This is a genomic window from Deinococcus deserti VCD115 (genome assembly GCF_000020685.1).
In the GTDB taxonomy this organism is placed as follows: Bacteria; Deinococcota; Deinococci; order Deinococcales; family Deinococcaceae; genus Deinococcus; species Deinococcus deserti.
Window position 1 is genome coordinate 209,864 of the sequence record NC_012528.1, and the last position, 23,736, is coordinate 233,599.

The following is a 23,736-nucleotide window of genomic DNA, read 5'->3' on the forward strand; positions in this document are numbered from 1 at the left end:
GGTTACGTTGTTACAGTTATCTAACATGATCAAGCAGAAAAATACAAGGGCTTGTAATCTTCTGTTCGAATGATGTTAGATTTGGGTATGACCACCGACACTCCAAAAGTGAGCAGTGAGCGCCAGCACCAGATCCTGCGCCGCGCACTGGCGGACCGCGTCGTGAAAATCAAGGATCTGTCCGCGGAGCTCGGAGTTCACGAGATGACTGTCCGGCGCGACATCGACCAGCTCGCCGAACAGGGCCTCCTCGAACGTATCCACGGCGGCGCGCGCATCGTCGAGAAAACCAGCGAGGAAGTCGCTCACCAGCTGCGCGCCACCAAGAACACCGAAGCCAAAGAAGCCATCGCCCGCGCCGCCCTGAACCTCATTGAGGACGGGGACGTCGTCGCCCTGGACGCCAGCACCACCGCCCTGGCGCTCGCCCGCCTTCTGCACGCCCGCAATGTCAGCGCCATTGTCAGCGGACTCGACGCCGCCAACGTTCTCGCCGCAAATGGCGTGCCGTTCCTGATGGTCGGCGGAAACTTCCACGCTCCCGCCCGTTCGTTCGTCGGCGCGTTCTTCATGGACACCATGACCCGCCTGCACCCCGACAAGGTCTTCTTCTCCGCCAAGGCCTTCTCGCCCGACACCGGCTTCACCGACCCTCACCTGCCGGAAGTGGGCGCCAAGCAGACGCTCATCCGGTCCGCCGGTACCGTCATCGCCCTGCTGGACAGCACCAAGTTCGAGCGGCGCGCCCTGGCCACCATCGCCACCCTCGATGAAGTTGACGTACTGATCACGGACCAGACGCCCTCCGAACGAACCCTGAGCGCCCTTGAAGCCGCCGACATCCAGCTCACCATGACGCAGGAGACACCATGAACACCAGTACGCTCTTCCAGGCCCTCGACCAGCAACGCATCGAAACACCCTCCTGGGGGTACGGTAACAGCGGCACCCGCTTCAAGACGTTCACCTCTGCCGGCGCTGCCCGTGACGTGTACGAGAAGATTGAAGACGCCGCTGAAGTTCACCGCCTCACTGGCATCGCGCCTAGTGTGGCCCTGCACATTCCGTGGGATGAAGTGGCGGACTACAGCGAGCTGCGCCGGTTTGCGGAAGGACGCGGCGTCGCTCTTGGTGCCATCAACCCGAACGTCTTTCAGGACGATGCGTACAAACTCGGATCCATCGCCCATCCGGACGCTGGGGTCCGCGCGCAGGCAGTGGATCACCTGCTGGACTGCGTGGCGATCATGAAGCAGACTGGCTCCCGTGACCTGAGCCTGTGGTTCGCTGACGGCACCAACTACGCCGGCCAGGACGATCTTCGCGCCCGGAAACGTCGCGTTCGGGAAGCCCTCGCGCAGGTGCATGACGCGCTACCGGAAGGCAGCCGCATGCTGGTCGAATACAAACTGTTCGAACCTGCCTTCTACGCCACCGACCTGTTCGACTGGGGCGCCGCGTACGCGCACTGCCTGGCAATCGGTGAGAAGGCTCAGGTGCTCGTCGACCTGGGGCACCACGCGCAGAGCGTGAACATCGAGCAGATCGTCGCGTTCCTCCTCGACGAGGGCCGGCTGGGAGGCTTCCACTTCAATGCCCGCCGCTACGCGGACGATGACCTGATCGTTGGCACCACCAATCCATTCGAGCTGTTTTGCATCTACGCTGAACTTGTCGCGGCGCAGCGGTCAGAAGACGACCTGACGCGTTCCACCGCGCAGAACACTGCATACATGATCGACCAGAGCCACAACATCGAGCCGAAAGTCGAAGCCATGGTGCAGAGTGTTCTGAACTGCCAGGACGCGTACGCCAAATCCCTGCTGATCGACCGGGAACGCCTCGCAGCTGCGCAGCAGACCGGCGATGTCCTCGAGGCCCACCGCACGCTGACCGACGCCTTTCGCACTGACGTCCGCCCCCTGCTCGCAGACTGGCGGCGCGCACGCGGCCTGCCCGAAGATCCCATCGCCACGCACCGTGCCAGCGGGTACCAGCAGGGAGCCGCGCGGAAACGCGGCACCGCAAGCGCTGGTGGTGGATTTCCCGTCAAGAGCTGACCCTGCTGCCCCTGAAGACCCGCCCTCCCATCCGGCTGGGTCAGGCCTCTCACACCCCTTCCCCGGAGGACCACATGACCACCACCCAAGCCAAGACCACCATCACCAACCGCTGGAACGACGCTGAAGCTCCGCAGAGTGACGGCCTGGCCGCGCTGACCTACCGCTCCAACCTCCTCGGCGCCGACCGCACGCTGGTGAACATCTACGGCGGGAACACCAGCACCAAGAGCGTCGAGAAAGACCACCTCGGCCGGGACGTGACGGTGCTGTGGGTGAAGGGCAGCGGCTCCGACATCGCCAGCATCACCGAGAAGGGCTTCGCGGGGCTGAAGCTCGACGAGGTGCTCCCCTTATTTGACCGTCCGGAGATGACCGACGAGGACATGACCGCGTACCTCGAACGCACCACCTTCGAACCCGGTCGTCCACGCCAGAGCATCGAGACATTGCTGCACGCCTTCGTGCCCGCCAAGCACGTGGACCACACCCACCCGGACGCCATCATCGCCATTGCCTGCACCCCGAACGGCCCCGACATCATGCGCGAGATCTACGGCGAGCGGGCCGCCTGGGTGGACTACATCCGCCCCGGCTTCACCCTCAGTCAGCAGATCGGCGCGGCCGTACGCAACAACCCGAACCTGGAAGCGGTCGTTATGGGCAAGCATGGCCTGGTCACCTGGGGCGATACCGCGAAGGAGAGTTATGAAACGACCCTGCGCATCATCGGAGAAGCCCAGGCGTACCTGGACGCCCGTCAGGAAGCCCAGCCGTTCGGAGGCCAGCGGGTAGCCAGCCTGCCGGAAGAGGCAGCAAATACCCTGCTTGCCGCAGTGCTGCCCGTCCTGCGCGGCGCGATGAAGGGTGCCCGGCCCGTGATCCTGAACGTAGACCGCAGCCCGGAAGTGATGGAGTTCGTAAACTCCAAAGCTGCCGCGGAACTGTCTCAGGTGGGTGCGGCGTGCCCGGATCATCTGGTGCACACCAAACGCACCCCGCTCTTCCTGAACTGGACGCCCGAGCAGGGCAAGGACGCCCTCCTCACCGCCGCCAGGGACGGTGTCGAGCAGTTCAAAGCCGAGTACGCCGCGTACTTTGAAGAGAACAAAGGCGCAGGCGACGTGATGTTCACGCCCAGCCCCCGCGTGGTGCTGATCCCCGGGCTCGGCATGGTGAACAGCGGACCCGACGCGCAGGGCGCGGACGTTTCCCGGCAACTGTACCTGCGGGCCATTCAAGTGATGAAGAGTGCCAGCAGCCTCGGCGGGTTCGTCAGCCTTACGGCCGCCGAATCCTACGCGGTGGAGTACTGGCCGCTCGAACTGTACAAACTCGCACAGAAACCCGCCCCGAAGGTGCTGGAAGGTCACGTGGCCCTCGTGACCGGCGCGGCCAGCGGCATCGGACGCGCCATCGCGCGGCGCCTTGCACAGGACGGTGCACACGTCGTGATTGCCGACCTGAACGCTGAGGGAGGCCAGCAGGTCGCACAGGAAATTATTCAGGAACGCGGGTACCAGCGGGCGGCCAGTACCGGCATGAACGTCACCAGCGAGGAACAGGTGCAAGCCGCGTATCAGACGGCCATTCTCCAGTACGGCGGCGTGGATATCGTCGTAAACAACGCCGGCATCGCGTCCAGCGCCCCCATCGAGGAGACCAGCCTGGAGATGTGGAATAAAAACCAGAGCATCCTGTCTACCGGTTACTTTCTGGTAGCCCGCGAAGCGTTCAAGGTACTCAAGGCCCAGAACACCGGCGGGAACCTGGTGTTCATCGGCAGCAAGAACAGCCTGGCGGCCGGCAAGAACGCCGCGGCGTACAGTACCGCCAAAGCGGCGGAAATCCACCTGGCCCGCTGCCTTGCCGAAGAAGGCGGCGCTCACGGCATCCGGGTGAACAGCGTTCTGCCCGACAGCGTCCTGTCCGGCTCGGCCATCTGGGACGGGAAATGGCGCTCCGAGCGGGCCGCGACCTACGGCATCCGTGAGGATCAGCTAGAGGACTTCTACCGTCAGCGCAACACCCTCAAGGTCAACATCCTGCCTGAAGACATCGCAGAAGCCACGTTCTACTTCGCCACGCCCGCAGCGAGCAAAACGACTGGTGGCATCCTGACCGTCGATGGTGGCGTGCCGATCGCGTATGTCCGCTGAGGCCACCCTGACAGACGTGAAGCGTCACGTCGCGATTGACCTCGGCGCGTCGAGCGGACGGGTGGCACTGGGGACCGTGCACGCCGGAAAGCTCACCGTGGAGGTCCTTCACCGCTTCCCAAACGGCGGGATCCCCGTGCAGGGCGGGTTGTACTGGGATGTGCTGGGCCTGTGGCGGGAAATCCTGCATGGACTCAGGCTCGCAGCGGGTCACGGACCCATCGACAGTGTGGGGGTCGACTCCTGGGCGGTCGATTATGCGCTGATCGATGAACACGGCCTGCTGATTGACGGTGTCCGTCATTATCGCGACGCACGGACGGACGGCGTGATGGACCAGCTGCTCGGCGTGTTGCCCAGAGACGCGGTGTACGAATTTACCGGCATTCAGTTCCTTCCGTTCAATACAGCCTTTCAGCTGGTCGCGCACAGGCAGCAGGCGCCGACGCAGCTGGACCGGGCGCGCACCCTGTTGATGGTCCCGGACCTGCTGCATTACTGGCTGACAGGCCGGCAGGTCACAGAAATGACCAATGCCAGCACCACGCAGTTGTACGACTCGCGTCAGACAGCATGGTCCGAGCCAGTCCTGAACGCCTTCGGGATCCCTGCACACCTGTTGCCTGACGTAGTTCATCCCGGCACTGACCTGGGAGCGGTGCAGCCTGATGTGGCGCGTGACACGGGCCTCCACGGCACCCGGGTCATCGCCCCTGGAACCCATGACACCGCCAGTGCTGTCGCGGCCGTTCCGGCAGACGGGAAGGGCTGGGCCTACCTCTCCAGCGGCACCTGGTCCCTGGTCGGCGTCGAAACGGACCGCCCGGTAATCACCCCGCAGGCCCTCGCTCTCAACCTGACCAACGAGGCGGGCGTGCACGGCACGACCCGCCTGCTGAAAAACGTGATGGGGTTATGGATCGCGCAGGAATGCTCCCGCGCCTGGGGGAATCCCTCGTTCGCTGAACTGTACGGCGCAGCCGCGTTGGTCGAAGCCAATGGCCCACTGATTGACCCGGATGACGTCCGGTTCCTGCCCCCAGGCCTGGACATGCCCGCCCGGGTCCAGGCGTACTGCGCGGAAACCGGCCAGGTGGTCCCCAGCACGCCCGCAGAAATCACCCGGTGCGTACTGGAAAGCCTGGCCTTCCGCTGCGCGGAGGTGCTGAGTCAGCTGGAGGAGGTGACCGGTGAGTCCATCCACACCTTGCATGTGGTGGGAGGCGGGTCCCAGATCCGCTTTCTCAACCAGCTGCTGGCGGACATCTCTGGACGCACGGTGGTGGCCGGGCCAGTGGAAGCAACGCTGCTGGGGAACCTGCTGGTTCAGGCCGAAGCGTGCGGCAGCATTCCACGCGGCAGCATGCGGGAAGTCAGCCGCATCTGTGAAATCCTCACTACCTATACACCTGTCAAAAAGCGAACGGTTACGCAGCACACCATATTCGCCGAACTGACCACCCGGCATGCCGCTTCCACCTGACTTTCCCCATTTCCTCTGAGGCTTAACCCGTGCGAATTGACCTGTTTATCACCTGCCTGAATGACGCCATGTTTCCCCGCACCGGCGAAGCCACGGTCAAGTTGCTGGAGCGCCTCGGCCATGAGGTGCATTTCAACGACCGGCAGACCTGCTGCGGGCAGATGCATTTCAATTCCGGGTATCAGGGCGAAGCGCTTGGCCTGGTCCGGCACTTCGTAGACACATTCCAGGACGCGGACGTGGTCGTGGCTCCGAGTGGTTCCTGCGTCGGTATGGTCCGTGACCTGTACCCCAAAGCGGCCGAATGGGCAGGAGATCGGGAGTTGCTGGACGCGGTCACTGCCCTCGCCCCCCGGGTGTTTGAACTAAGCGAGTTTCTCGTCAAGCACCAAGGCATCGAGGATGTCGGGGCCTACTACCCGCACCGGGTGACGTACCACCAGACCTGCCACGCCATGCGCGTCCTGCGCGTGGGGGACGCACCGCTGCGGCTGCTCCAGAAGGTGCGGGGGCTAAGTCTGGTGGGACTGCCCGCCGTGGAGCAGTGCTGCGGTTTCGGGGGCACGTTCAGCGTGAAGAACGCCGAGACCAGCACGGCGATGCTGGCAGATAAGGTACAGAACGTGATGAGCACGAAAGCCGAAGCGTGTACGGCGGGAGATAACTCCTGCCTGATGCACATTGGGGGCGGCCTCAGCCGCCTGCAAAGCGGCACCCGCACCGTGCACCTCGCCGAAATTCTGGCCAGCACCGAGCAGGAAGTGTTCGCATGAGTGCCGGTGGGATCAAACCGGCCAAACCCTTCCAGGACGCGGCGCGGGTGACGCTCGCGAACCCGCAGATGCGCCGGAACCTGCGCCATGCCACCACCACCATTCGTGACAAACGGCAACGGGCTGTGGATGAGCTGCCGGACTGGGAGGCGCTGCGGGACGAGGGGGCCGCCATCAAGGACCACGTCATGGCGAACCTCAGCGAGTACCTGCTGGAGCTCGAAGCATCGGTCAAGGCGCGCGGGGGGCACGTGCACTGGGCTCGTGACGCGGAAGAGGCCCGCGAACTGGTTGCCGGAATTGCGGCGTCCCACGGGGCCCGTGAGATCATCAAGGTCAAGAGCATCTCCACCGATGAGATCGAGCTGAACGCCGCCCTGGAGCGGCACGGCATTCACGCCATCGAAACGGACCTCGCCGAACTGATCGTGCAGCTTGCTGAGGATCGCCCGAGCCATATTCTGGTGCCAGCCATTCACCGCAACCGCGCGGAAATCCGGGATCTGTTCCGCCGCAAGCTGGGCGCGGAATTACTGACCGATGAGCCGAAAGTGCTGGCGGAAGCGGCCCGGGTATACCTGCGGGAGAAATTTCTGACCACGAAGGTCGCCGTCAGTGGCGCGAACTTTGCGGTGGCAGACAGCGGGACGGTGTGCATCGTGGAATCCGAGGGCAACGGCCGCATGTGCCTGACCATGCCGGACGTGCTGATCAGCGTGATGGGCATCGAGAAGGTTCTGCCCACCTGGGAGGACCTCGCGGTGTTTATGCGCCTGCTGCCCAGGAGCAGCACCGCCGAGCGGATGAACCCCTACACCAGCTTCTGGTCCGGCGTGACTTCAGGTGATGGTCCGCAGGAGTTTCATCTGGTGCTGCTCGACAACGGACGCACCGATGTGCTTGCAGACGAGGTGGGCCGGCAGACCCTGCGCTGTATCCGCTGCTCGGCGTGCCTGAACGTCTGCCCAGTGTATGAACGCGCGGGCGGGCATGCTTACGGCAGCGTGTACCCCGGTCCGATTGGCGCGATTCTCACCCCGCAACTGCTGCACCTGGAGGACAAGCACGCCAACACCCTCCCGTGGGCGAGCACGTTGTGCGGTGCGTGTTACGACGCCTGTCCGGTGAAAATCAACATCCCCGAGGTGCTGTTGTACCTGCGTGGAAAGATCACCGACGATAAACCTCTGAACTCCGAAGCAGTGGCGTTCAAGACCGCTGCCTGGGTGATGAGTGAACCGTTCCGTTTCGAGGGCGCCCTCAAACTCGCGCGAAAGGGTCAGGGCCCGCTGGTGAAACACGGAGCCATTCATGCCCTGCCGGGAATGCTGGCCGGCTGGACCGACTCGCGTGATCTGCCGCCGCTGGCTGGGCAATCCTTCCGGGAATGGTGGCGGACACGGCCAGCGCCCGAGATTCACGCGACGGACGGGAACGCGCAGGCGAGCCAGGGGGAACCCATTGCTCCGCAACGAACCGACGAGCAGGGACCCATATGAGCAGTGAGGCCAGGCTCGACATTCTGACGCGGATCAACCGCATCGGCGCCCAGGAATCCCAGTCGTTCAAGCGTGCGCCTCTCCGACCTTCAGACCGCGCCCACGATGTTGTTGTGGAGCAGTTCGCCAAGTTCGCCGCGGAGTACCGGGCCAATGTTATGCGGCTGAGCATCGACCAACTGCCACAGGTGATTTCCGACCGGCTGTCCGCCCGCGGGAGCGCGCGTGTGGTCGTGCCTCACGATCTGCCTCAGGACTGGCTGCCCACCAGACTCAGCGTGACCCGGGACAACACTGGGGGGACGGACCTGACCTCCTTCGACGCTGTCATCACGGCCGCCGCTGTGGGCATCGCGGAAACAGGCACCGTGGTCCTCGATCATGGGTCCGGGCAGGGCCGGCGTGCCCTGACGCTGGTACCGGATCATCACATTTGTCTGGTGCGCGAACGTCAGGTGGTGGACAGCATCCCCGAGGCCGTCGCGCTTCTCCAGCATGCGGTGCAGCGCGGTCAGCCCCTGACGTGGATCAGTGGACCGAGCGCCACCAGTGATATTGAGCTTAGCCGCGTCGAGGGCGTGCACGGCCCCCGCATCCTGGATCTCCTGCTGGTACGTGATACCTGAGACCAGTCCGGCTGATCGGGCATCTTTGCGTACACGCTTCCGGCCGAACTTGTCGGGGCACTGCTGCTGATGTTCCGCTTCGTGAAGACGGCTCGAACCGCGGCGTCCACCTCGCCGTGTTTCATTCGGTGAGTGCCTTCAACAACGCGGGGTTCGGGCTGTACCCGGACAACATGATCCGCTTCGCCGAGGACCCTCTGGTGCTGCTGACCACCAGCACCCTTGTTATCCTGGGCGGTCTCGGATACCTGGCAGTGCTGGGAGTCGCGCTCTACCTGCGCGACCCGCACCGGAACCGTCTGAGCCTGAACACCATCATCATTCTGGTGACCTCAGCCTCCCTGGTCGTGCTTAGGACGGTGGTCGCGGGAGAGCAGCAGCATCGTGGCGGCGGTGACTCCGCGCTCCGGTACAAAGGTGCGCCCACCGGACGGGCGGGCTGCGGCCTGAGAATTGTTCACCAGTGAAGCAGTGTCCTCATCGTCTTTGATGCGTTGACGGCAGTCCTGACAGTGGGAATGCTCGCCGGGACGCTCATTGCCAACATTAACGACTTTGAGACCGAATGTCAGCGCTGTGCTCAATTGCAGAGCGTGGTTCAGTTCATGAATGCGGCCCGTATCAGGTCTGTGTTGCTCGACGTGTAGCCTCCACCAGGCAGGGTGAGCACATCCTCAAAACCCATGCGGACCTGCTGCCCCCGGGCCGATCCCCAGCGCAGCAATGGCCATGCTGTCGCATCCTCGCCGTGAACCAGGCGTGGTTCAGCCACGTTCGCCGCAGAAAGCAGGCTCAACAGGTGATCAGCGGTCACGAGTGCCGCTTCAACATTGGTCTCCCAAAGCACTTCAATCAGCACCCGGACGCACCTGCCTTGCAGCCCGCTGCTCAAAAAAGCGTTGACATCCGCCGGTGTGGACACCCCTGCCTCAATCCCAACGCCACGGTCACGCAGTGACCTCGCGATCTCCGTAGCCCCGGCTTCCCAGAAGTTGACCGACGCAAAGTCAGGAAGGACAGACCACGCGCAGATAGTGCCGACACGACGGTTCAGGTTCTCGTCGATCTCCTGCGTTGTGCTGACCCCAATGGGGAGGCCAGGGCACACCAGGCGAATGGCGCTCACGGCGCTGGCGACACTCTTGGCGTCGAGGGATGGGCGACCGCAGCTTGCTCGAGGGTGAATATGCACGGCGCTGGCACCGGCAACTCGCGCTGCCTGTGCGTCCCGGGCGAGTTCATTTGCGCCAATGGGCACGGCCGGATGCTCATCCAGACGCCGGTTCCCGTTGAGGCAGGCCTGGATGAACATGCCCTTAGCATACAAAGGGCCAAGCCCATCAGGACGCATGCCTCAAACAAAGTCTGTGGGCTGATTTTGGTTTCTCACCGCAATCAATGGAACCCTAACGGGCAAGCCCCTCTTGCACCAGCCATTGCTGCCCGGCCGTAATCTCCTCCGGTTTGAGCTCCAGGATCAAGCGGGGATCGGCCTGAACTTCCCGCAAGGCACGAAACACCATGCGCCAGTTGATGCTGCCGTCCCCCGGCTTCCAGTGCCGGTCGAGCAGCCCGTCAGTGTCCTGAAGATGCACGTGTCCAAGCCGCCGACCTGCTTCACGGATCCAGTGGTCCGGGGAAGGCCCTCCCTTGGCCTGCATCAGGGCAGCGTGGCCCACGTCGATGCTGATCTGCACCGTACCACTGTCAAACGAGCTCACCAGGGCGAGCAGCGGCGCCGGGTTCAGGTCACGAATGTTCTCTATCACCAGCATGCAGCCGATCTGGCGGGCCTCATCGACCACCTCGCGTAGCGTCTCATGCACCTGTTCAAGCTGATCGTCAAGTCCTGTGACGCCGGTGTGGGCCACCAGCGGATGGCCGAAAAAATCGAACGGGCTGTGTACCACCATATGTGTCGCCCCGATTTCTGACGCCATCGCCAGACCGCCCCGCAGGCGCGCGCTGGTCAGGCGGCGGACCGCCGGGTCCTGGGCCATGACCGTCAACCCCCAGAACGGACCATGAATGCCCAACCTACCGGTAAAGCCGTCCAGATCCCGGCGGATGTTCTGCGCATGAGTACGCCAGTCGCCGTCGAGTACTAGGTGGGATACTGGGTCCTGGAGTTCCAGATCCCGGCCTTCCCAGAGCCATTCGCGGTGCGCCGCCAGGTGCGCACTGGGCATAGCGGCACCGAGAAGCGGGAGGGTGTGCACAGAACGCGCGTGCCTGGTCGTGGGTGCGGTTATGGTCATGATTCACCTCGAATGAAAATGGGGTTGCTGAGCAGCAGGGTGTTCTGCCACTCCCGCCCCCCGGAGAAACCGCTCTGCGGGGCTCGTGCATAAGCTTCGAGCCGGTAGTAGCCTGGTCCCGGATTGGGATCGAGCACCTCGAGCTGTACGGGTGCCGCACTGGCCGCGAGGTCGAGATGCGTGTGGTACAGGCCATTTTTCATGACGAACAGTCGGGTCGGATGGGCGAGGTTGCCTACTTCGACCAGCAGCCGGACACGGCACGGACTCGCGTGCCCGCCCGGCAGGACCAGTTCGCCGCCCATGTCAGCCCGCTCTCCGCCACACTCGGCGGCAAACGTCAGTTCTGGGCCGAGTGAAACGTAGGCCCGATGTTTCCGGACCCCGTCGATCAATCCGGCTGGCGTCAGATTCCGGGCATTGATCACGGTGGTGACCTGACCAAGACGGTGGCGTCCGGCCAGTGGATCGTGCGAATCCGTGCCGGCCACTCCAGTGATGCGGTGGCCAGCACGCAGCAGGCCGTCCCAGAAGATTAGTTGCGCGGCATTGTTGGGGCCTTCAAGGTGATGATAGATCTCGAAAGCCCCGCACAGGGACCAGTCGAACTCGTGGTACTGCCAGCCGAGGCTGTTCGAGAAAGCGTGATTCACGCAGAACACACCGCCCTGATCCCGCACGCCCCGGGCTACGTCGTTGACGGTCCATTCCTTAGCGGGATCGTCAACGAACACATCGACCCACCCATTGAGCCCGTGCAGGTTGGCGTGCCCGCGGTGACCGGTCAGCTCCAGCGAGTGAATCACAGCCAGGTCAGGACCAGCATGGTGGTCGATCTCGGCCCAGCCCGCCGGAGTGAAGTGATCGGTCAGGGCCACGAAGTCCAGTCCAGCGCGCCGGGCGGCCCCGGCCAGCTCACCCGGTGTGGGGCGACCGTCACTGTGGTGCGTATGGGCGTGCAACTCCCCCCGGTACCACCCTGCCCCGGGACGCCCGTTCACGGTGACCGGATCAGGAGACGTCTGGGTTGGCGACTCTCCGAACCCGGCCGCTACGGTCAGAAAGTACTCTGCGGTTTCCTCGGTGCTTTCCACGTCAATCTGCGCACGCCATCGTCCAGGCTCGATGAGACCCGCGAGGGCGCCGGGAGAAGCGGAGTGCGCTCCAAACGTCAGCTCGAGGTGAATGTCCCCTACGCCACCAGGGTTCATTCGAGTGCCGCGGTAGTTCATGGGGCCGAACACCGAAAGGAACAGCTGACAGCGGCGCTTCTTATGAAACCGCAACGAGACGGTGAGGGTCGTGGCGCCGTCCGGTACCTCAAATTCGTGATACAGATACGGCACGTGGAGGACAGGGGAAACCTGACCGCGGACGCTCAGGAGGCTTTCTGAGGTGGGGGCAATGGTCGTCATGGGCTCCTTGCAGCCAGCGCGCTCGTTGCTGAGGCGCGCCGGGGACGACTGAAACCTATTTGCTGTCCTTGAACAGGGGCGCGGTGCGCTGGACCAGGTCCTTGAGGGTCGCTTCAACCGGCGCATTCTGCAAGAAGATTCGGTCGAGTGACTTGATGATTTCCTGGGTGCCCTGCACGTATCCCGCGCTGGAAGGGCGAGGGCGGGCAAAAGGCAGCTGGCGGTACCCCAGATCCAGTCCCGCGGAGGTGCCCATGTACTTGCGGAACACGGCCAGATCGGAAGTCGCGCGGGTCACGGGAACATAGTTGCTTTTCTTGATCCAGGTGAACTGCTGCTGCGGCTGCGCCAGCCAGTTGATAAACGCCCACGCGGCTGCCTGACGCTCTTTGGTGATGTTCTTGCTGATCGCCAGGGTCGCGCCACCCACCGGCACCACGGCCTTCTTGTAGTACGGCAGAGGCGCCGTCCCGAATTTGAACGGCACGGCCGCGGTCAGCGACGGCCGGCTGGCGACACTGTTCATGACCATAGCGACTTTTCCGGCTGCGAAATCGGCATTGGTGTTGCTGTCTTGCAGCACGGCCGTGCCGTCGCGGAAGAAGCCCGCCCAGTGCTCGATCACTTCCCGCGCCTTCGGCTGGTCCAGGGCGAGCCGGCCGTCCTTGATCATCTCACCGCCGTTGCTCCAGATGGCGCCTTCCAGCACCCACGGGAATGAAGGCAGGGCGATGGCGGACATGCCGGTCGCTGCCTTGATCTTTTTGGAGGCTTCACGCAACTCGGTGTAGGTGCGGGGAGGTTTGCTGAGCCCAGCCTTCTTGAGCAGCGCCGGGTTGTAGTACAACACCGGGTTGCTGTTGTTCCAGGGCATGGCATACACCGCGCCGTCCGGGCGGCCCACCTGTTTTTTGAAGACCGGCCAGAAGTTGTCGAAACTCTTCTGAAACCCAGGCATGGTTTTCAGGTTAGCCAGCGCGCCGGACTCGGCGATGCGCGGAACGTACGACACTTCCAGCTGGAGAATGTCTGCCGCTGGCTGGCCTGCGGCGATGCCCGCGAGGGCTTTTTGGACGACACCTTCGTAGGTGTTGGCGAACTCGCCGCGTACGACCACGTCATTCTGAGATGCGTTGAACTCCTTGATCATGCTTTCGATGGCTTTGCCCAATTCACCGCCCAGGCCGTACATCATGGTGACCTCGGTTTTGGCTGAAGCGGTGCTGCCAAGCAGCAGGACGGTGGACAGGGTGATCAGGGTACGGTGCATGGGTAAATCCTCCAGAGGGGGGAGAGGGCGGCAGAGGGAAAACATTCGCTTGGGCAGGAGCCCAGGAAGCGTTAGCCTTTGAGCCCGCTGGCCGCGGCACTCTCGATGAACCATTTCTGCGCGAGGGCGTACACGATCAGCACGGGTGCAATGACAATCACGGTCGCGGCCATGACGAGCGGCAGGTTGCTGCCTTCCAGGTTCGAAAAGCTGGCGAGACCCACCTGGACAGTCCGGAATTCATCTCGGTTGGTGGCGACAAGCGGCCAGACCAGGGCGTTCCAGGAGCCGAGAAAGGTCAGGACCCCCAGCGCGCTGACGGTCGCGCCGTTGACGGGAAGCAGGACATAACACAGGTATTGAAGGGCCGTGGCGCCATCGAGCCGGGCGGCTTCCTCCAGCTCCGCAGGGGTGCGAAGGAAGGCCTGGCGCAGCAGGAACACGCCGAAGGCACTGGCTGCAAACGGGGCGATCAGGGCCTGATAGGAGTTGATCCAGCCGAACTCGCGGATGGTAATGAAATTAGGAATGAGCAGGGCGTCACCTGGAATCATCAGGGTTCCCAGGGCAAACAGGAACAGCACCGGCTTGCCAGGAAAATTCAGCCGGGCGAACGCGAAGGCAGCCAGCGCGCTGGTGATGACCACGAGGATGGTCGTGAGGCTGGCGATCAGCAGAGAGTTCAGCAGGTACTGGCCGAAGGGAGCGCTGTTCCAGGCCTCCACGAAGTTCTGCCAGACCCAGGTTTCAGGCAGCAGCGGGCCGGTGTACACCGCCTTCCGGCCTTTGAAGGCGGCCAGCAGCATCCACACCAGCGGCATCAGGAACACCAGGGTCACTACCAGGGACAGCAATTCCTGGGCTGCGCGGGTCGTCCAGGGCGTTCTCACTGGTAATGCACCCGCCGTTCCGCGACGCGCAGATGCAAAAAGCCCAGCAGCATCAGCAGCAGGAACAACGCCACGGACAGGGCGCTGGCGAAGCCCATCTGGAAGAACGAGAAGGCGTTCTGATAGATGTGGTAGCCGAGTAGGTTCGTGCTGCCGGCCGGTCCGCCCTGCGTAAGCAGCAGGACCAGTCCGTATGACTGAAAGGTGCCCACCAGCGAGATAAAGAACACGACCATGGTGGTGGGAGCGAGCAGGGGAACCGTGACGTGCCGGGCAATCTGCGCCCGGGTGGCCCCGTCGATGGCGGCGGCCTCTTCCAGCTCACGTGAGATGGCTTGCAGGCCCGAGAGGAACAGCACCGCTGGCAGGCCGACACCTTTCCACACTGCGACCAGGATGACTGACGCAAGGGCAGTTCTCGGATCGCTGAGCCAGCCCGGCCCCGGCAGACCGATGGCCTCGAGCAGCCGATTGACCGGTCCTGACGCAGGGTTGAGCAGGTAGTGCCACACTACGGCCGTGGCGGCGATCGACACAACCACCGGTGTGAAGACGGCGCCGCGCAGCAGTCCCTGAAGTCGTGTCCTGGCGCTCATCAGGAAGGCGAGCGCCATCCCCAGAACGACTTCCAGGATGGTCACACCAAGGGCGAACAGCGCGGTGATCCACAGGCTCGACCAGAACTCCCGGCTGCCTACCATCTGCTGATAGTTGTGCAGGCCGATGAACGACGGGCTCGATTTGAGCATGTCCGAATCGGTGAAGCTCAGGTAGATCACGCGTGCCAGAGGGTAGTACGTGAACAGCGAGAACACCAGCAGCGCGGGAAGCAGGTAAGCCATGGCCCCCAGGAAGCTTCGGAATTGCGGAACATACAGTGGGAGCGTCTTCGGTTGATGCGGCAGGGCCTTAACGGTTGTCACGTTCACCTCTGCCGGCACCTTAGTCACCGTTCATCAGCTGTTTGCAAGTCACCGTGCCCTGACAGACCGGCCGGGGTGATGACACCCGGCGCCGTGTGATGGGCGACAATGGCCCTGCTCTTTCCTGTGTTCCAGCCTCAGGACCGCTCTGGGTCCGCTGGCTTTGGATCAGGCCGAACTGACACTGGTCCCCGCAGCAGGAGGGGCTGGTAGAGGCGGGAAGTCATCCACCACCAGTGGATGACTGGCGTCGCGTGTGGATACACACGGGGGCTGGAATCCAGTTCGGCGGGCCGGTCTGATAGTGGGCTGATCCTGGCTGATTAAGCTCAGTCATGCTATTTGCTTTTGACCTTGACGGCACCATCGTCACCAAAGGAAATGTCCTGCCTCCTGCCATCCGCGACGCCATCCTGGCCCTACGCCAGGAGGGCCACCAGGTCACCATCCTGACCGGCCGGCACCGAACCGGAGCCAGGATGGCACTTGATGCTCTGGGGGTGGTGTGCCATTACGGCACGTGCAACGGTGCGCGCGTGCATGGGCACGGAGACGAGCACCACGTGGAGTTGCATCTGGAGCCGGAGACGGTCAGTTACCTCCTGGAGCGCTTCACCCACGATTCTAAAGCTGAATTCTACCTGTCTGGTCGCGAGCGAATGTTCGTCCGTGATCCAGACACCGACCAGTGGGCCCAGGCACGTGTGGAAGGAAGAGACCTGCGGCCGGCCGGCGATTACGACGGGGAACCCGCCCATAAATTCATTCTCATCAGTGAGCACGCCGGGCAGGTGCAGGATGAACTCGCCGAACGTTTTCCGGAAAACGCCTACTACCTCTGGGAGGGTCGCTACCTGGAGGTGATGGCCCCAGGAGGACACAAAGGAAATGCCCTCGCCCGTATCGCTCACGAGTACGGCATCCACCGCTCAGAAACCGTCGCGTTCGGGGATGGCCCGAATGACCTGGAGATGCTGCGGTGGGCAGGCCGGTCGATCGGGGTGGGTCAGCTGGCCGCGGGCGTTTCAGATGTAATCGACGAGCATGTTTCCGGCCCGGATGAACTCGGGGTCGCCCGGTGGCTGACGCAGGAGATCCTGGGCCGGTCCGGGAAACGGCAGGATCATGGAATACGGCCGAGTATGCCTCTCAACGCTGGAAACTGTTCTTGAAGCGCGGGGTGGCTGGAAGACCGGGCGTACCCTTGTGGGCGAGACGTGACTGGGGCTCACGTGGCCGAAAGGCTCGGTGGTGAGCTCCCAGAGCCACCATTCCTCCTTCACCCTTCTGTCTGCTCAAACACAAGCACCAAAGCCAGGATCAACACCTCCTGCCCTGAAGCCAGCTCTCTTCCCGTACCCCCGCCCGACTGGATTCTCCCTGACACCCTGCTTGGGCGTGTGCTGGCGCGGGAAGCGGGAGAGGAGGGAGGTGGGTGGGGATGCCTCAGGATCAGCAGGCGCTGTGCGTTGCCGAGCCGAGCCGACGCTCACCATGCAGAAATTGAGTCACGGTATCGAAATACGGTTCCGGCTCTTCCATCCATGGCAGGTGCCCGCTGTCCTCGAACACCTCGAGCTGCGAGCCCTGGATGCCGTCATGAATGATGTCAGCCTGAACCGGCGAGCAGATAAAGTCGTGACGCCCCACCAGCACCAGCGTGGGCACCGTAATTTCCCCCAGCCGGTCCCTCACCAGAAACCGCCCATCCGAAGCTCCCGCAGCCTGACTTGTGACCAGCGAAATACGGTTCGACCGCGCGTACTCCCGGAACATGGCGGCCCCCTCACCCTCCGGATCACGGAAGTACAGGGGCGCGATTCTATGCAGGAAAACGCTGACGTCCTCGTCCGTCTTGAGATCCAGAGGCCCACTGAACGCCTTGACCGCCTCCGCACACCGGGGATCGAGCGCAAGGACTGGTAAGGTCCGCTGCATGTCCTCCCCCGGCTCTTTCACGCCAAGCTGCGCGTCTACCACCACCAGGTGGGACAGGTGCCGCGGGTACCGCAGAGCGTAGTTCAACGCGATGTATCCCCCGTGGGAATGCCCGATCAACCTGATCGTCTCCAGCCCAAGGTGGCTGCGCAGAGCGTCAAGGTCTTCTATAAAACGCCCGACATTGATGTCCTCCGGATTGGAGGGGCTCTGCGAGCGACCACTTCCGCGCGGGTGCAGGTAGACCACGGTGAAGTGGCGTTCCAGAGGCCCGAACGACCGTTCGTACAGACCCGCGCCGATCCCCCATCCGGGAGGCTGGACGACCAGGGCTTCCCCCCGTCCCGCGACCCGGTATGCGAGATTCAGCCCGTCGGTGGTGAAGGTGTGGTCCCCAGGAGTCATGGACATGTCGTTCTCCTTGGTTGGTTGTGAAAGTATTTCCCGCAGGTCGGCTGGAGGGCGGATGGTCTGACCTGATCGTAAAGGAAGAAATGAAATCACGGGTGATCAGGAACCCAAGGGGGTTGAGGGATCTGATCAGGACGGTGGCCTCATCGGATTCGTCCATTGCGGAAAGGTCAGTCGCTTCCGTACGGCCGTCAAGGGTGCTGGGCGGCTCTCTCCGCCCCTTTCCACTCCTCTGTGGCTCGCGCAACAGGGGAGAACAGCCTGGATTCCTCAGGTGCGCCGGCATCCGGCGTCAGTCCAGACGCAGGCGGGAACTCAGGCAGTTCCTGCGTTGCGCCTGAGCTTGCGTCCGTCGCCTTCGGCGATCGTCCTGGCACCCTGCCTGGGCATGTGCTGGTGCGGGTGGGGGACAGAAGGGGGGAAGGTACAGTGCGGTGGCGCTGCAAAGAGGTTAAGGTTCTTCTCTTCCTTTCCTACCATCACGCCTGCACCGGCGCACCGAGAAACAGGCCGCATCCATTCACTTTCCGAGCCTCTCACACGTAGCGTCGGTGAGTACGCCGTTAGAGATCATCCAGTATGCTGTGATCATCACATCCAAGGACGGCACCCTAAGACGGGCCCTGAATGCTGCTGAGGCACGAGGTCGGATCCACATCCCGTACCTTTCTTTGAGGACATTCCATTCAAGGACGGTTTCAATCATGAAAACCCCCGCCCCTCTGCTCACCCTGGTGCTGTGCACCTTCGCGCTCGCCCAACCCGGCCCGACGGGCTCATCGAGCCTGCTGCGCCTGCCGCTTACGCCCGGTGCCGTGCGCGTCACTGACCCTGCCGCCACCCGAGAATTCGGCCTGCTGCTGAACACTGTGGCCGCCGGGCAGGGCAGCGGTTGCCAGACCAGCGAATACCTCGCCTGGAACGATGCGGACCTTGCCGAGCAGATCAGCGACAACCTTGCCGCGCAACTGAAAGCTCGTGCCATCAGCTTCAAAGGGCTTGACGAGGAGGAGGACGAGGAAAGCTACTGGCTGTCGTTCCTGTTGACTGAAAAGCAGACCCGCTATGTGGGCGTGCTGTACGGTGACAATGAAAGCGTCGTGCTGGGCTGGTGCCAGCTCAAAGCCAAAGTAACGGTTAAACCCGAGACGCCCGCGCCTGCCAAGCCCGCCGTGCCTGGTCCCCCCAAGCCTGCCGTTGTTGTTCAGGCTCCGGCACCAGTTCCTCAGCGCACCACTGGCGCGGCTTTGGCGGGCGACTACGTGTGCCTGAGCGGCGGCGCACCGGAACTCTCGGTGGCCGGCCCGGTATCGCAAGCTCCAGTCGATCCAGCCGCAGCGCAGATCCGCAGTTACGCGAACGCCTCCAAGTACCGCCTGTCCGCGAATGGCGCCTGGGGCGACTTGACTTTCGGAGAGAAGTACGTCAACCAGAAAGGCTACAAGGGCACCTACAGAATCCTCGCGAACGGCGACGTCGACCTGCTCAGCGACCCGGGAAGCCGTCTGTACCTCTTCCGGCCCATTCCTACCACGGACCGCCGCCTGGCCCTGGTCGAGGTACACCAGCCTGCGGACCGTTACAAAGCGCAATTCTGCACCCGCGTGGATTGAAGCACGCAGTTGGGAACACCTCTGCTGCGTCTGCCTGCACACCCTCGGCAGCCTGCACCCGAGTAACACCATGCTCAGGCCGCGCGGCGGGTTATGCTCCGCGCAGGAGGGCAGGAAGCATGACGAGCAAACTCGAACAACTCCGGACCCATTCGGTGGTGGTCGCCGACACCGGGGACCTCACCGCCATCGCGCAGTTCCGTCCACGTGACTGCACCACGAATCCCTCACTCATCCTGAAAACCGCACAACAGCCGGAGTCCGCTGCCCTGGTGCGTGAGGTGGTGGCCCAGGCTGCGCGGGACGGCGACGACATCGAAGTCGTGCTGGACAAGCTGGCCGTGCGCATCGGGGTAGAACTCACCCGGCTGGTGCCGGGCGACGTCAGCACGGAAGTCGACGCGCAACTGTCGTTCGATACGGACGCCATGGTCACCAAGGCGCGCCGCCTGATCGCCCTGTACGAGACGCAGGGCGTGGGCCGCGAACGGGTGCTGATCAAGCTGGCTGCCACCTGGGAAGGCATCCGCGCGGCCGAGGTGCTCGAACGTGAAGGCATCCGCTGCAACCTCACGCTGGTGTTCAGCCTGGAGCAGGCCATCGCTTGTGCGCAGGCCGGCGCGTTCCTGATCTCACCGTTCGTGGGCCGGATCACCGATTGGTACAAGAAGGCCGAAGGGCGAGACGCCTACCCGGTAGATGAGGACCCGGGCGTACGCAGCGTCCGGACCATCTACACGCACTTCAAAACGCACGGCTACCGCACGGTGGTGATGGGCGCCTCATTCCGGAATGCCGCGCAGGTCGAAGCGCTCGCGGGATGCGACCGCCTTACCGTAAGTCCCACGCTGCTGGCGGAACTCGACGCGGACCACGGCCCGCTGCATCGGCAGCTCAATGCACCCACGCAGCGAACCGAAGATGCGCAGGAACCACTTACCGAAGCCGCGTTCCGCTGGGCACTGGTAGACAACCAGATGGCCGGTGAGAAACTCACCGAAGGCATCCGTCAGTTCCACCAGGATTACCTCCAATTGCACACCGACATCGCCGCGCAACTGAAGGCACACCCTACCCCGGCAGCCGTGCCTGCCGGCTGACCTGACTTTTTGTGATGGCCGGCTCTAGATCTCTTACAGGACCTGGCCGGGTCAGCCGGTGGACTGCTTCTGGCCTCCAAGGAGCCCGGCGTTCTCCGTTGCCATAAAGCCCAGGGCATGCCGGAAACAGGCGTCAGCGGGCAACAAGAACCAGGAGGCCCCGACCGCACACGCTGTATGTAGCGTACTCGCCGCCGACATTCGCTGCAGCATTCAGGTCCACCTGGGTGGCCCCCTCGGCCCACGGGCAGGTGTCCGTCACCCGGTACCAGCTTTTGCCGCTGCCAGGCCACGGCAGCTTGAAATCTACGCCTCCGGACCAGCCGTTATACGCCACGTAGATGGCGCTCGCGGTGTCCCCGAACTCCGTGCCGTCGATCCGGTACGCCAGAGCATGATTGTCCGCATTCCCAAAGTAGCCGCTGTCCGCGACGGTACCATCAGGCTTGAACCAGCGGATCTGCTCCATCACGTTCCCGTTGGTGTCTGACGAGGAGTAGAAGTTCGCGGGCCGGAGTGCCGGGTGGCCCCTCCGGAATGAAATCATGTTTTGCGTAAACGATTTGAAGTTCGTCTGATCGGTCGTCAGCGTCGGGTTCAGCCAGTTTCCGCTGGAGTCCAGGTTGTACGCATTGTTGTTGCACTGCACCGACCGCAGTGTTTCGTCACCGCCGTTGAACATCGGCGTCCCAGCATTCAGCATCAGGAACGCCATGCCGTTTCGGGCAGCTTTCCGCTGGTCGGCGGCTACTCCGGCCTGGTCCCAACTGTGATTGCTGTCCTCTCCACCGTCTGACGGGCCGTACGGCCACGCCTGTGAGTTGTTCTTGCTGTTGCAGGCGTACAAGTCCTTTAACGTGAAGCCGTCGTGGGCCACCATGAAATTCACGGAATTCCACGGCTTGCGTCCGTCGTCGCCGTACAGATCGCTCGACCCGGCGAAGCGTGTGGCGAGTTGACCCGGCGTGACGCTCTCCACACCCAGGCCGTTCTGATCCTTGCGGAGCGTGTCACGGTAAATGCCGTTCCATTCCGACCAGCCGGCGGGGAAGTTCCCGACCTGATAAGAATTTCCGCCGATCGCCCACGGTTCAGCAATCAGGTCGGTACCGGCGCCGCCAGCCTCCGGGCGTGGACTGAGATCACGGACAATGCGGTTCAGGGCGGTGCTGCTGTTCAGCTTGTCGTAGTTAAAGCAGCCGTGCGTACAGGTGTTGCCCAGCACCGACGCCAAATCGAACCGGAATCCGTCCACACCCAGCTCAGTGCGCCAGTAGTTCAGGGAATTCACGATCAGGTTCTGGGCGGCCGGGTTGAAGGTGTTGTAATTCGCACCGATGCCGGTATTGTCCCAGAAAAACTGCCGGTCAGAAGTCAGGGAGTAGTACGTGGCGTTGTCCAGTCCACGCCACGAGTACAGCGTGGATGTGGTGGCATCCGTACCGGACCAGGTACCTCCCTCGGCCGTGTGGTTATACACGACGTCCACAAACACCTTGATGCCCCGGTCGTGGTACGCCTTGACCATCGCCTTGAATTCCTTGGTGGGGCCGCCGGCGCTCTGATCACAGCTGTACCGGCGATCTGGCGCAAAGTAATTTACCGTCATGTACCCCCAGTAGTTGTCCCCGCTGGTGCTGGTACTGGAGCGGCCCGTGGCGGTATCGGTCGCGTCGTTGGCGTCATTGTCCGTTTCCTGTACGGGCAGGAATTCCACGGCCGTGACGCCAAGGGCCTGAAGGGCAGATGCCCGGGCTGCCGCGCCTGCGTAAGTGCCGGCACACGACACTCCCGAATCCCCCCGGGTCAGGCCGCGCAGGTGCACTTCGTAGATCACGTCGTCTTTCAGCGCGCGGGTCGGCTTGGTACCGAAGCTCGTGGTATCTGAGGCCAGCACGATGCCTTTCGACGCCACCCGTCCGGAGTCCTTGGCGCGGTGTGTGGCGCCCGACGCATACACTGCGTTGCTGTAGTTACCGCTGGCTGGACTGATGGGGTCGTGGCTGATTTCGAGTGCGTATGGATCAATGAGCAGCTTGTTGGGGTTAAAGCGGTTTCCTGACGAGTCCACGTCGCTGACAAATCCAGCCGTGGACCCTTTGGTCCAGCTGCTGCTGTACGGCCAGTTCGGGCCCCAGGCACGGTAGCCGTAGTACACGGGGCCGGTGATGCCGTAGGTGCTGCTGAGGGTGCTGACTGGCACCGTGACCGACCATACGTTCGTGGTCGTGTTTTTCGTGAGGGTGTACCGGACTTTCTCGTCCGCCCCGGCGCGCTGCGCGTAAAGGTTGACTTCCATGCGGGAAGCGTTCGCGGAGTACACGCGGAATGTGATGTGAGTCGTGCCGGTGGCAGAGCCGGTCGAGTCGGTGTATCGCGCACCCAGCGACGTCGGACTCAGCGCCTGAGTGCTCAACACCGTGCGGGTGGTGTCGGGCGTCGTGCCACAGGCGGTCACAAGCAGGGCGAGGGCCAGTAGAGCGACGTGACGCATGCGAACTCCTTTTTGCTGTCCTCGGGAAGATGCCGAGGGAAAGCGCTGGGCTCTCGATGAATGACCGGCCCGCTGGTGTGATGTGTGCAACAGGTGTAGCACGTGAACGCCGCGCTGTGTAGCGGGGGGCATTCATCGGTCGCAGGCAGAGGGGAGGCCCGCTTGCGCAAAGGTTTTCAGTCAGCTGCGCGCACTTCCGGCTCCGGTCGATGCAGCGGGAGTTCACTCAACCGCTGCACGTTTACGGTCACCGCACGCCCCAACCGCGTTACCTGCTCCCGCTTCAACAGGCGTGGTGTCGATTTCAGCAGCACACGACCCGTCACCGCTGGGTCGTCGAGCATACACGCGCATGGCTCAACCGGTTCATGGCAGGTTAGTGATCACCAATTCGGCTTGTGGCCGGCGCCAGCTCCGTCCTGCCTGATCGCACGGCCGCTGGAGCAGATTCGGTGTGACGTGGCCTTCTCCAAGGGGAGTATCAGCACGTAAAGCTGGCCTGATCGTGATCAATAAATAAAATGGGGCGGTAGGTAGTGGGGGAAGCACAACGCATCCCCATCCCGGAAGCGCCAGCACCTGGCCCCACTCGACCTGGAGGTGCGTCAGACCCGCCGCGTCTACGGCAGGAGCATGGCCCGACCATGAAACAACGCCTCGTGATTGACATGGGCGAAGACGGCTTCGCCCATGTCGAATGGGGTGAACACCTCCTCGACCTCCACCTCAAGGAACGTCTGCATAGCGTCCTCTGAACTGGTTTCAACGCCGGCACCTTTCTGACCGCTCTGCGCGGCGATTAGGTCTGTATGGATTTAAGGAGA

At 63.1% G+C, this 23,736-nt stretch carries 19 protein-coding genes; 11 read left to right on the forward strand and 8 right to left on the reverse strand.

Annotated elements, in window-relative coordinates; translation table 11 throughout:
* Positions 1-87 precede the first annotated feature (87 nt).
* From DEIDE_RS16990 to DEIDE_RS17025, 8 genes are all read left to right on the forward strand, one after another.
* Positions 88-873 carry a DeoR/GlpR family DNA-binding transcription regulator gene (locus DEIDE_RS16990; RefSeq protein WP_012694969.1) on the forward strand — a complete coding sequence of 262 codons (786 nt, stop codon included), beginning with the start codon at positions 88-90 and terminating at the stop codon, positions 871-873.
* Entirely contained in the window at positions 870-2,060 is a 1,191-nt protein-coding gene (gene rhaI / locus DEIDE_RS16995) for an L-rhamnose isomerase (RefSeq protein WP_012694970.1), read from the forward strand. The genes DEIDE_RS16990 and rhaI overlap by 4 nt, the downstream gene beginning before the upstream one ends.
* A 74-nt stretch (positions 2,061-2,134) precedes the next feature.
* The gene (locus DEIDE_RS17000; protein WP_012694971.1) at positions 2,135-4,219 is read left to right on the forward strand and encodes a bifunctional rhamnulose-1-phosphate aldolase/short-chain dehydrogenase; all 2,085 of its coding nucleotides are present in this window, start codon (positions 2,135-2,137) and stop codon (positions 4,217-4,219) included.
* Entirely contained in the window at positions 4,209-5,702 is a 1,494-nt protein-coding gene (locus tag DEIDE_RS17005; RefSeq protein WP_012694972.1) for a rhamnulokinase, read from the forward strand. The genes DEIDE_RS17000 and DEIDE_RS17005 overlap by 11 nt, the downstream gene beginning before the upstream one ends.
* A gap of 29 nt (positions 5,703-5,731) precedes the next feature.
* The gene (locus tag DEIDE_RS17010) at positions 5,732-6,475 is read left to right on the forward strand and encodes a (Fe-S)-binding protein (RefSeq protein WP_012694973.1); all 744 of its coding nucleotides are present in this window, start codon (positions 5,732-5,734) and stop codon (positions 6,473-6,475) included.
* Positions 6,472-7,974: a LutB/LldF family L-lactate oxidation iron-sulfur protein gene (locus DEIDE_RS17015; RefSeq protein WP_012694974.1), complete on the forward strand. Its 1,503-nt coding sequence runs from the start codon at positions 6,472-6,474 to the stop codon at positions 7,972-7,974. The genes DEIDE_RS17010 and DEIDE_RS17015 overlap by 4 nt, the downstream gene beginning before the upstream one ends.
* Positions 7,971-8,600 carry a LutC/YkgG family protein gene (locus tag DEIDE_RS17020; RefSeq protein WP_012694975.1) on the forward strand — a complete coding sequence of 210 codons (630 nt, stop codon included), beginning with the start codon at positions 7,971-7,973 and terminating at the stop codon, positions 8,598-8,600. The genes DEIDE_RS17015 and DEIDE_RS17020 overlap by 4 nt, the downstream gene beginning before the upstream one ends.
* Before the next feature lie 116 nt (positions 8,601-8,716).
* Complete coding sequence (locus tag DEIDE_RS17025; RefSeq protein WP_012694976.1) at positions 8,717-9,067, forward strand: potassium transporter TrkG; 351 nt, start codon at positions 8,717-8,719, stop codon at positions 9,065-9,067.
* Positions 9,068-9,198: 131 nt separating this feature from the next.
* Here DEIDE_RS17025 and DEIDE_RS17030 read toward each other — a convergent pair whose 3' ends face one another.
* The 6 genes from DEIDE_RS17030 to DEIDE_RS17055 all read right to left on the reverse strand — a co-directional run bounded on the left by DEIDE_RS17030 (position 9,199) and on the right by DEIDE_RS17055 (position 15,356).
* Positions 9,199-9,912: a 3-keto-5-aminohexanoate cleavage protein gene (locus DEIDE_RS17030; protein WP_041228059.1), complete on the reverse strand. Its 714-nt coding sequence runs from the start codon at positions 9,910-9,912 to the stop codon at positions 9,199-9,201.
* Positions 9,913-10,006: 94 nt separating this feature from the next.
* Positions 10,007-10,789, reverse strand: coding sequence for a sugar phosphate isomerase/epimerase family protein (locus DEIDE_RS17035; RefSeq protein WP_242403021.1), 783 nt, complete (start codon positions 10,787-10,789; stop codon positions 10,007-10,009).
* Positions 10,790-10,854: 65 nt separating this feature from the next.
* Positions 10,855-12,273 carry a CehA/McbA family metallohydrolase gene (locus DEIDE_RS17040; protein ID WP_012694979.1) on the reverse strand — a complete coding sequence of 473 codons (1,419 nt, stop codon included), beginning with the start codon at positions 12,271-12,273 and terminating at the stop codon, positions 10,855-10,857.
* Between the two features lie 55 nt (positions 12,274-12,328).
* Complete coding sequence (locus tag DEIDE_RS17045; RefSeq protein WP_012694980.1) at positions 12,329-13,543, reverse strand: ABC transporter substrate-binding protein; 1,215 nt, start codon at positions 13,541-13,543, stop codon at positions 12,329-12,331.
* Between the two features lie 71 nt (positions 13,544-13,614).
* Complete coding sequence (locus DEIDE_RS17050; RefSeq protein ID WP_012694981.1) at positions 13,615-14,433, reverse strand: carbohydrate ABC transporter permease; 819 nt, start codon at positions 14,431-14,433, stop codon at positions 13,615-13,617.
* Positions 14,430-15,356 (reverse strand): carbohydrate ABC transporter permease, encoded by a 927-nt coding sequence (locus DEIDE_RS17055; RefSeq protein ID WP_242403022.1) that lies wholly within the window; start codon positions 15,354-15,356, stop codon positions 14,430-14,432. Before DEIDE_RS17055 ends, DEIDE_RS17050 begins: the two co-directional genes overlap by 4 nt.
* Before the next feature lie 335 nt (positions 15,357-15,691).
* Between DEIDE_RS17055 and DEIDE_RS17060 the strand changes: the two genes are divergently transcribed.
* On the forward strand, positions 15,692-16,528 hold the full coding sequence (locus tag DEIDE_RS17060) for an HAD family hydrolase (RefSeq protein WP_012694983.1): 837 nt from the start codon (positions 15,692-15,694) through the stop codon (positions 16,526-16,528).
* Between the two features lie 280 nt (positions 16,529-16,808).
* On the opposite strand, the gene DEIDE_RS17065 is transcribed toward DEIDE_RS17060, so the two are convergent.
* A complete protein-coding gene (locus DEIDE_RS17065; protein ID WP_012694984.1) occupies positions 16,809-17,705 on the reverse strand; it encodes an alpha/beta fold hydrolase in 897 nt (298 codons plus the stop codon).
* A gap of 704 nt (positions 17,706-18,409) precedes the next feature.
* On the opposite strand from DEIDE_RS17065, the gene DEIDE_RS17070 reads away from it, so the two are divergent.
* Both DEIDE_RS17070 and tal read left to right on the forward strand, forming a co-directional pair.
* Positions 18,410-19,318, forward strand: coding sequence for a hypothetical protein (locus DEIDE_RS17070; RefSeq protein WP_012694986.1), 909 nt, complete (start codon positions 18,410-18,412; stop codon positions 19,316-19,318).
* Between the two features lie 119 nt (positions 19,319-19,437).
* Positions 19,438-20,418: a transaldolase gene (gene tal / locus DEIDE_RS17075; RefSeq protein ID WP_012694987.1), complete on the forward strand. Its 981-nt coding sequence runs from the start codon at positions 19,438-19,440 to the stop codon at positions 20,416-20,418.
* Positions 20,419-20,551: 133 nt separating this feature from the next.
* On the opposite strand, the gene DEIDE_RS17080 is transcribed toward tal, so the two are convergent.
* The gene (locus DEIDE_RS17080; protein ID WP_012694988.1) at positions 20,552-22,912 is read right to left on the reverse strand and encodes an isoamylase; all 2,361 of its coding nucleotides are present in this window, start codon (positions 22,910-22,912) and stop codon (positions 20,552-20,554) included.
* Positions 22,913-23,736: the final 824 nt, after the last annotated feature.

Excerpts from the sequence above, each read along its gene's own strand:
- DEIDE_RS17080 (WP_012694988.1), bottom strand. The coding sequence starts at position 22,912 with ATGCGTCACGTCGCTCTACTGGCCCTCGCCCTGCTTGTGACCGCCTGT.
- DEIDE_RS17060 (WP_012694983.1), top strand. The coding sequence starts at position 15,692 with ATGCTATTTGCTTTTGACCTTGACGGCACCATCGTCACCAAAGGAAAT.
- DEIDE_RS17030 (WP_041228059.1), bottom strand. The coding sequence starts at position 9,912 with ATGTTCATCCAGGCCTGCCTCAACGGGAACCGGCGTCTGGATGAGCAT.
- DEIDE_RS17000 (WP_012694971.1), top strand. The coding sequence starts at position 2,135 with ATGACCACCACCCAAGCCAAGACCACCATCACCAACCGCTGGAACGAC.
- DEIDE_RS17045 (WP_012694980.1), bottom strand. The coding sequence starts at position 13,543 with ATGCACCGTACCCTGATCACCCTGTCCACCGTCCTGCTGCTTGGCAGC.
- DEIDE_RS17015 (WP_012694974.1), top strand. The coding sequence starts at position 6,472 with ATGAGTGCCGGTGGGATCAAACCGGCCAAACCCTTCCAGGACGCGGCG.
- DEIDE_RS17040 (WP_012694979.1), bottom strand. The coding sequence starts at position 12,273 with ATGACGACCATTGCCCCCACCTCAGAAAGCCTCCTGAGCGTCCGCGGT.
- DEIDE_RS16990 (WP_012694969.1), top strand. The coding sequence starts at position 88 with ATGACCACCGACACTCCAAAAGTGAGCAGTGAGCGCCAGCACCAGATC.
- DEIDE_RS17070 (WP_012694986.1), top strand. The coding sequence starts at position 18,410 with ATGAAAACCCCCGCCCCTCTGCTCACCCTGGTGCTGTGCACCTTCGCG.
- rhaI (WP_012694970.1), top strand. The coding sequence starts at position 870 with ATGAACACCAGTACGCTCTTCCAGGCCCTCGACCAGCAACGCATCGAA.
- DEIDE_RS17020 (WP_012694975.1), top strand. The coding sequence starts at position 7,971 with ATGAGCAGTGAGGCCAGGCTCGACATTCTGACGCGGATCAACCGCATC.
- DEIDE_RS17005 (WP_012694972.1), top strand. The coding sequence starts at position 4,209 with ATGTCCGCTGAGGCCACCCTGACAGACGTGAAGCGTCACGTCGCGATT.
- tal (WP_012694987.1), top strand. The coding sequence starts at position 19,438 with ATGACGAGCAAACTCGAACAACTCCGGACCCATTCGGTGGTGGTCGCC.
- DEIDE_RS17065 (WP_012694984.1), bottom strand. The coding sequence starts at position 17,705 with ATGTCCATGACTCCTGGGGACCACACCTTCACCACCGACGGGCTGAAT.
- DEIDE_RS17035 (WP_242403021.1), bottom strand. The coding sequence starts at position 10,789 with ATGCCCAGTGCGCACCTGGCGGCGCACCGCGAATGGCTCTGGGAAGGC.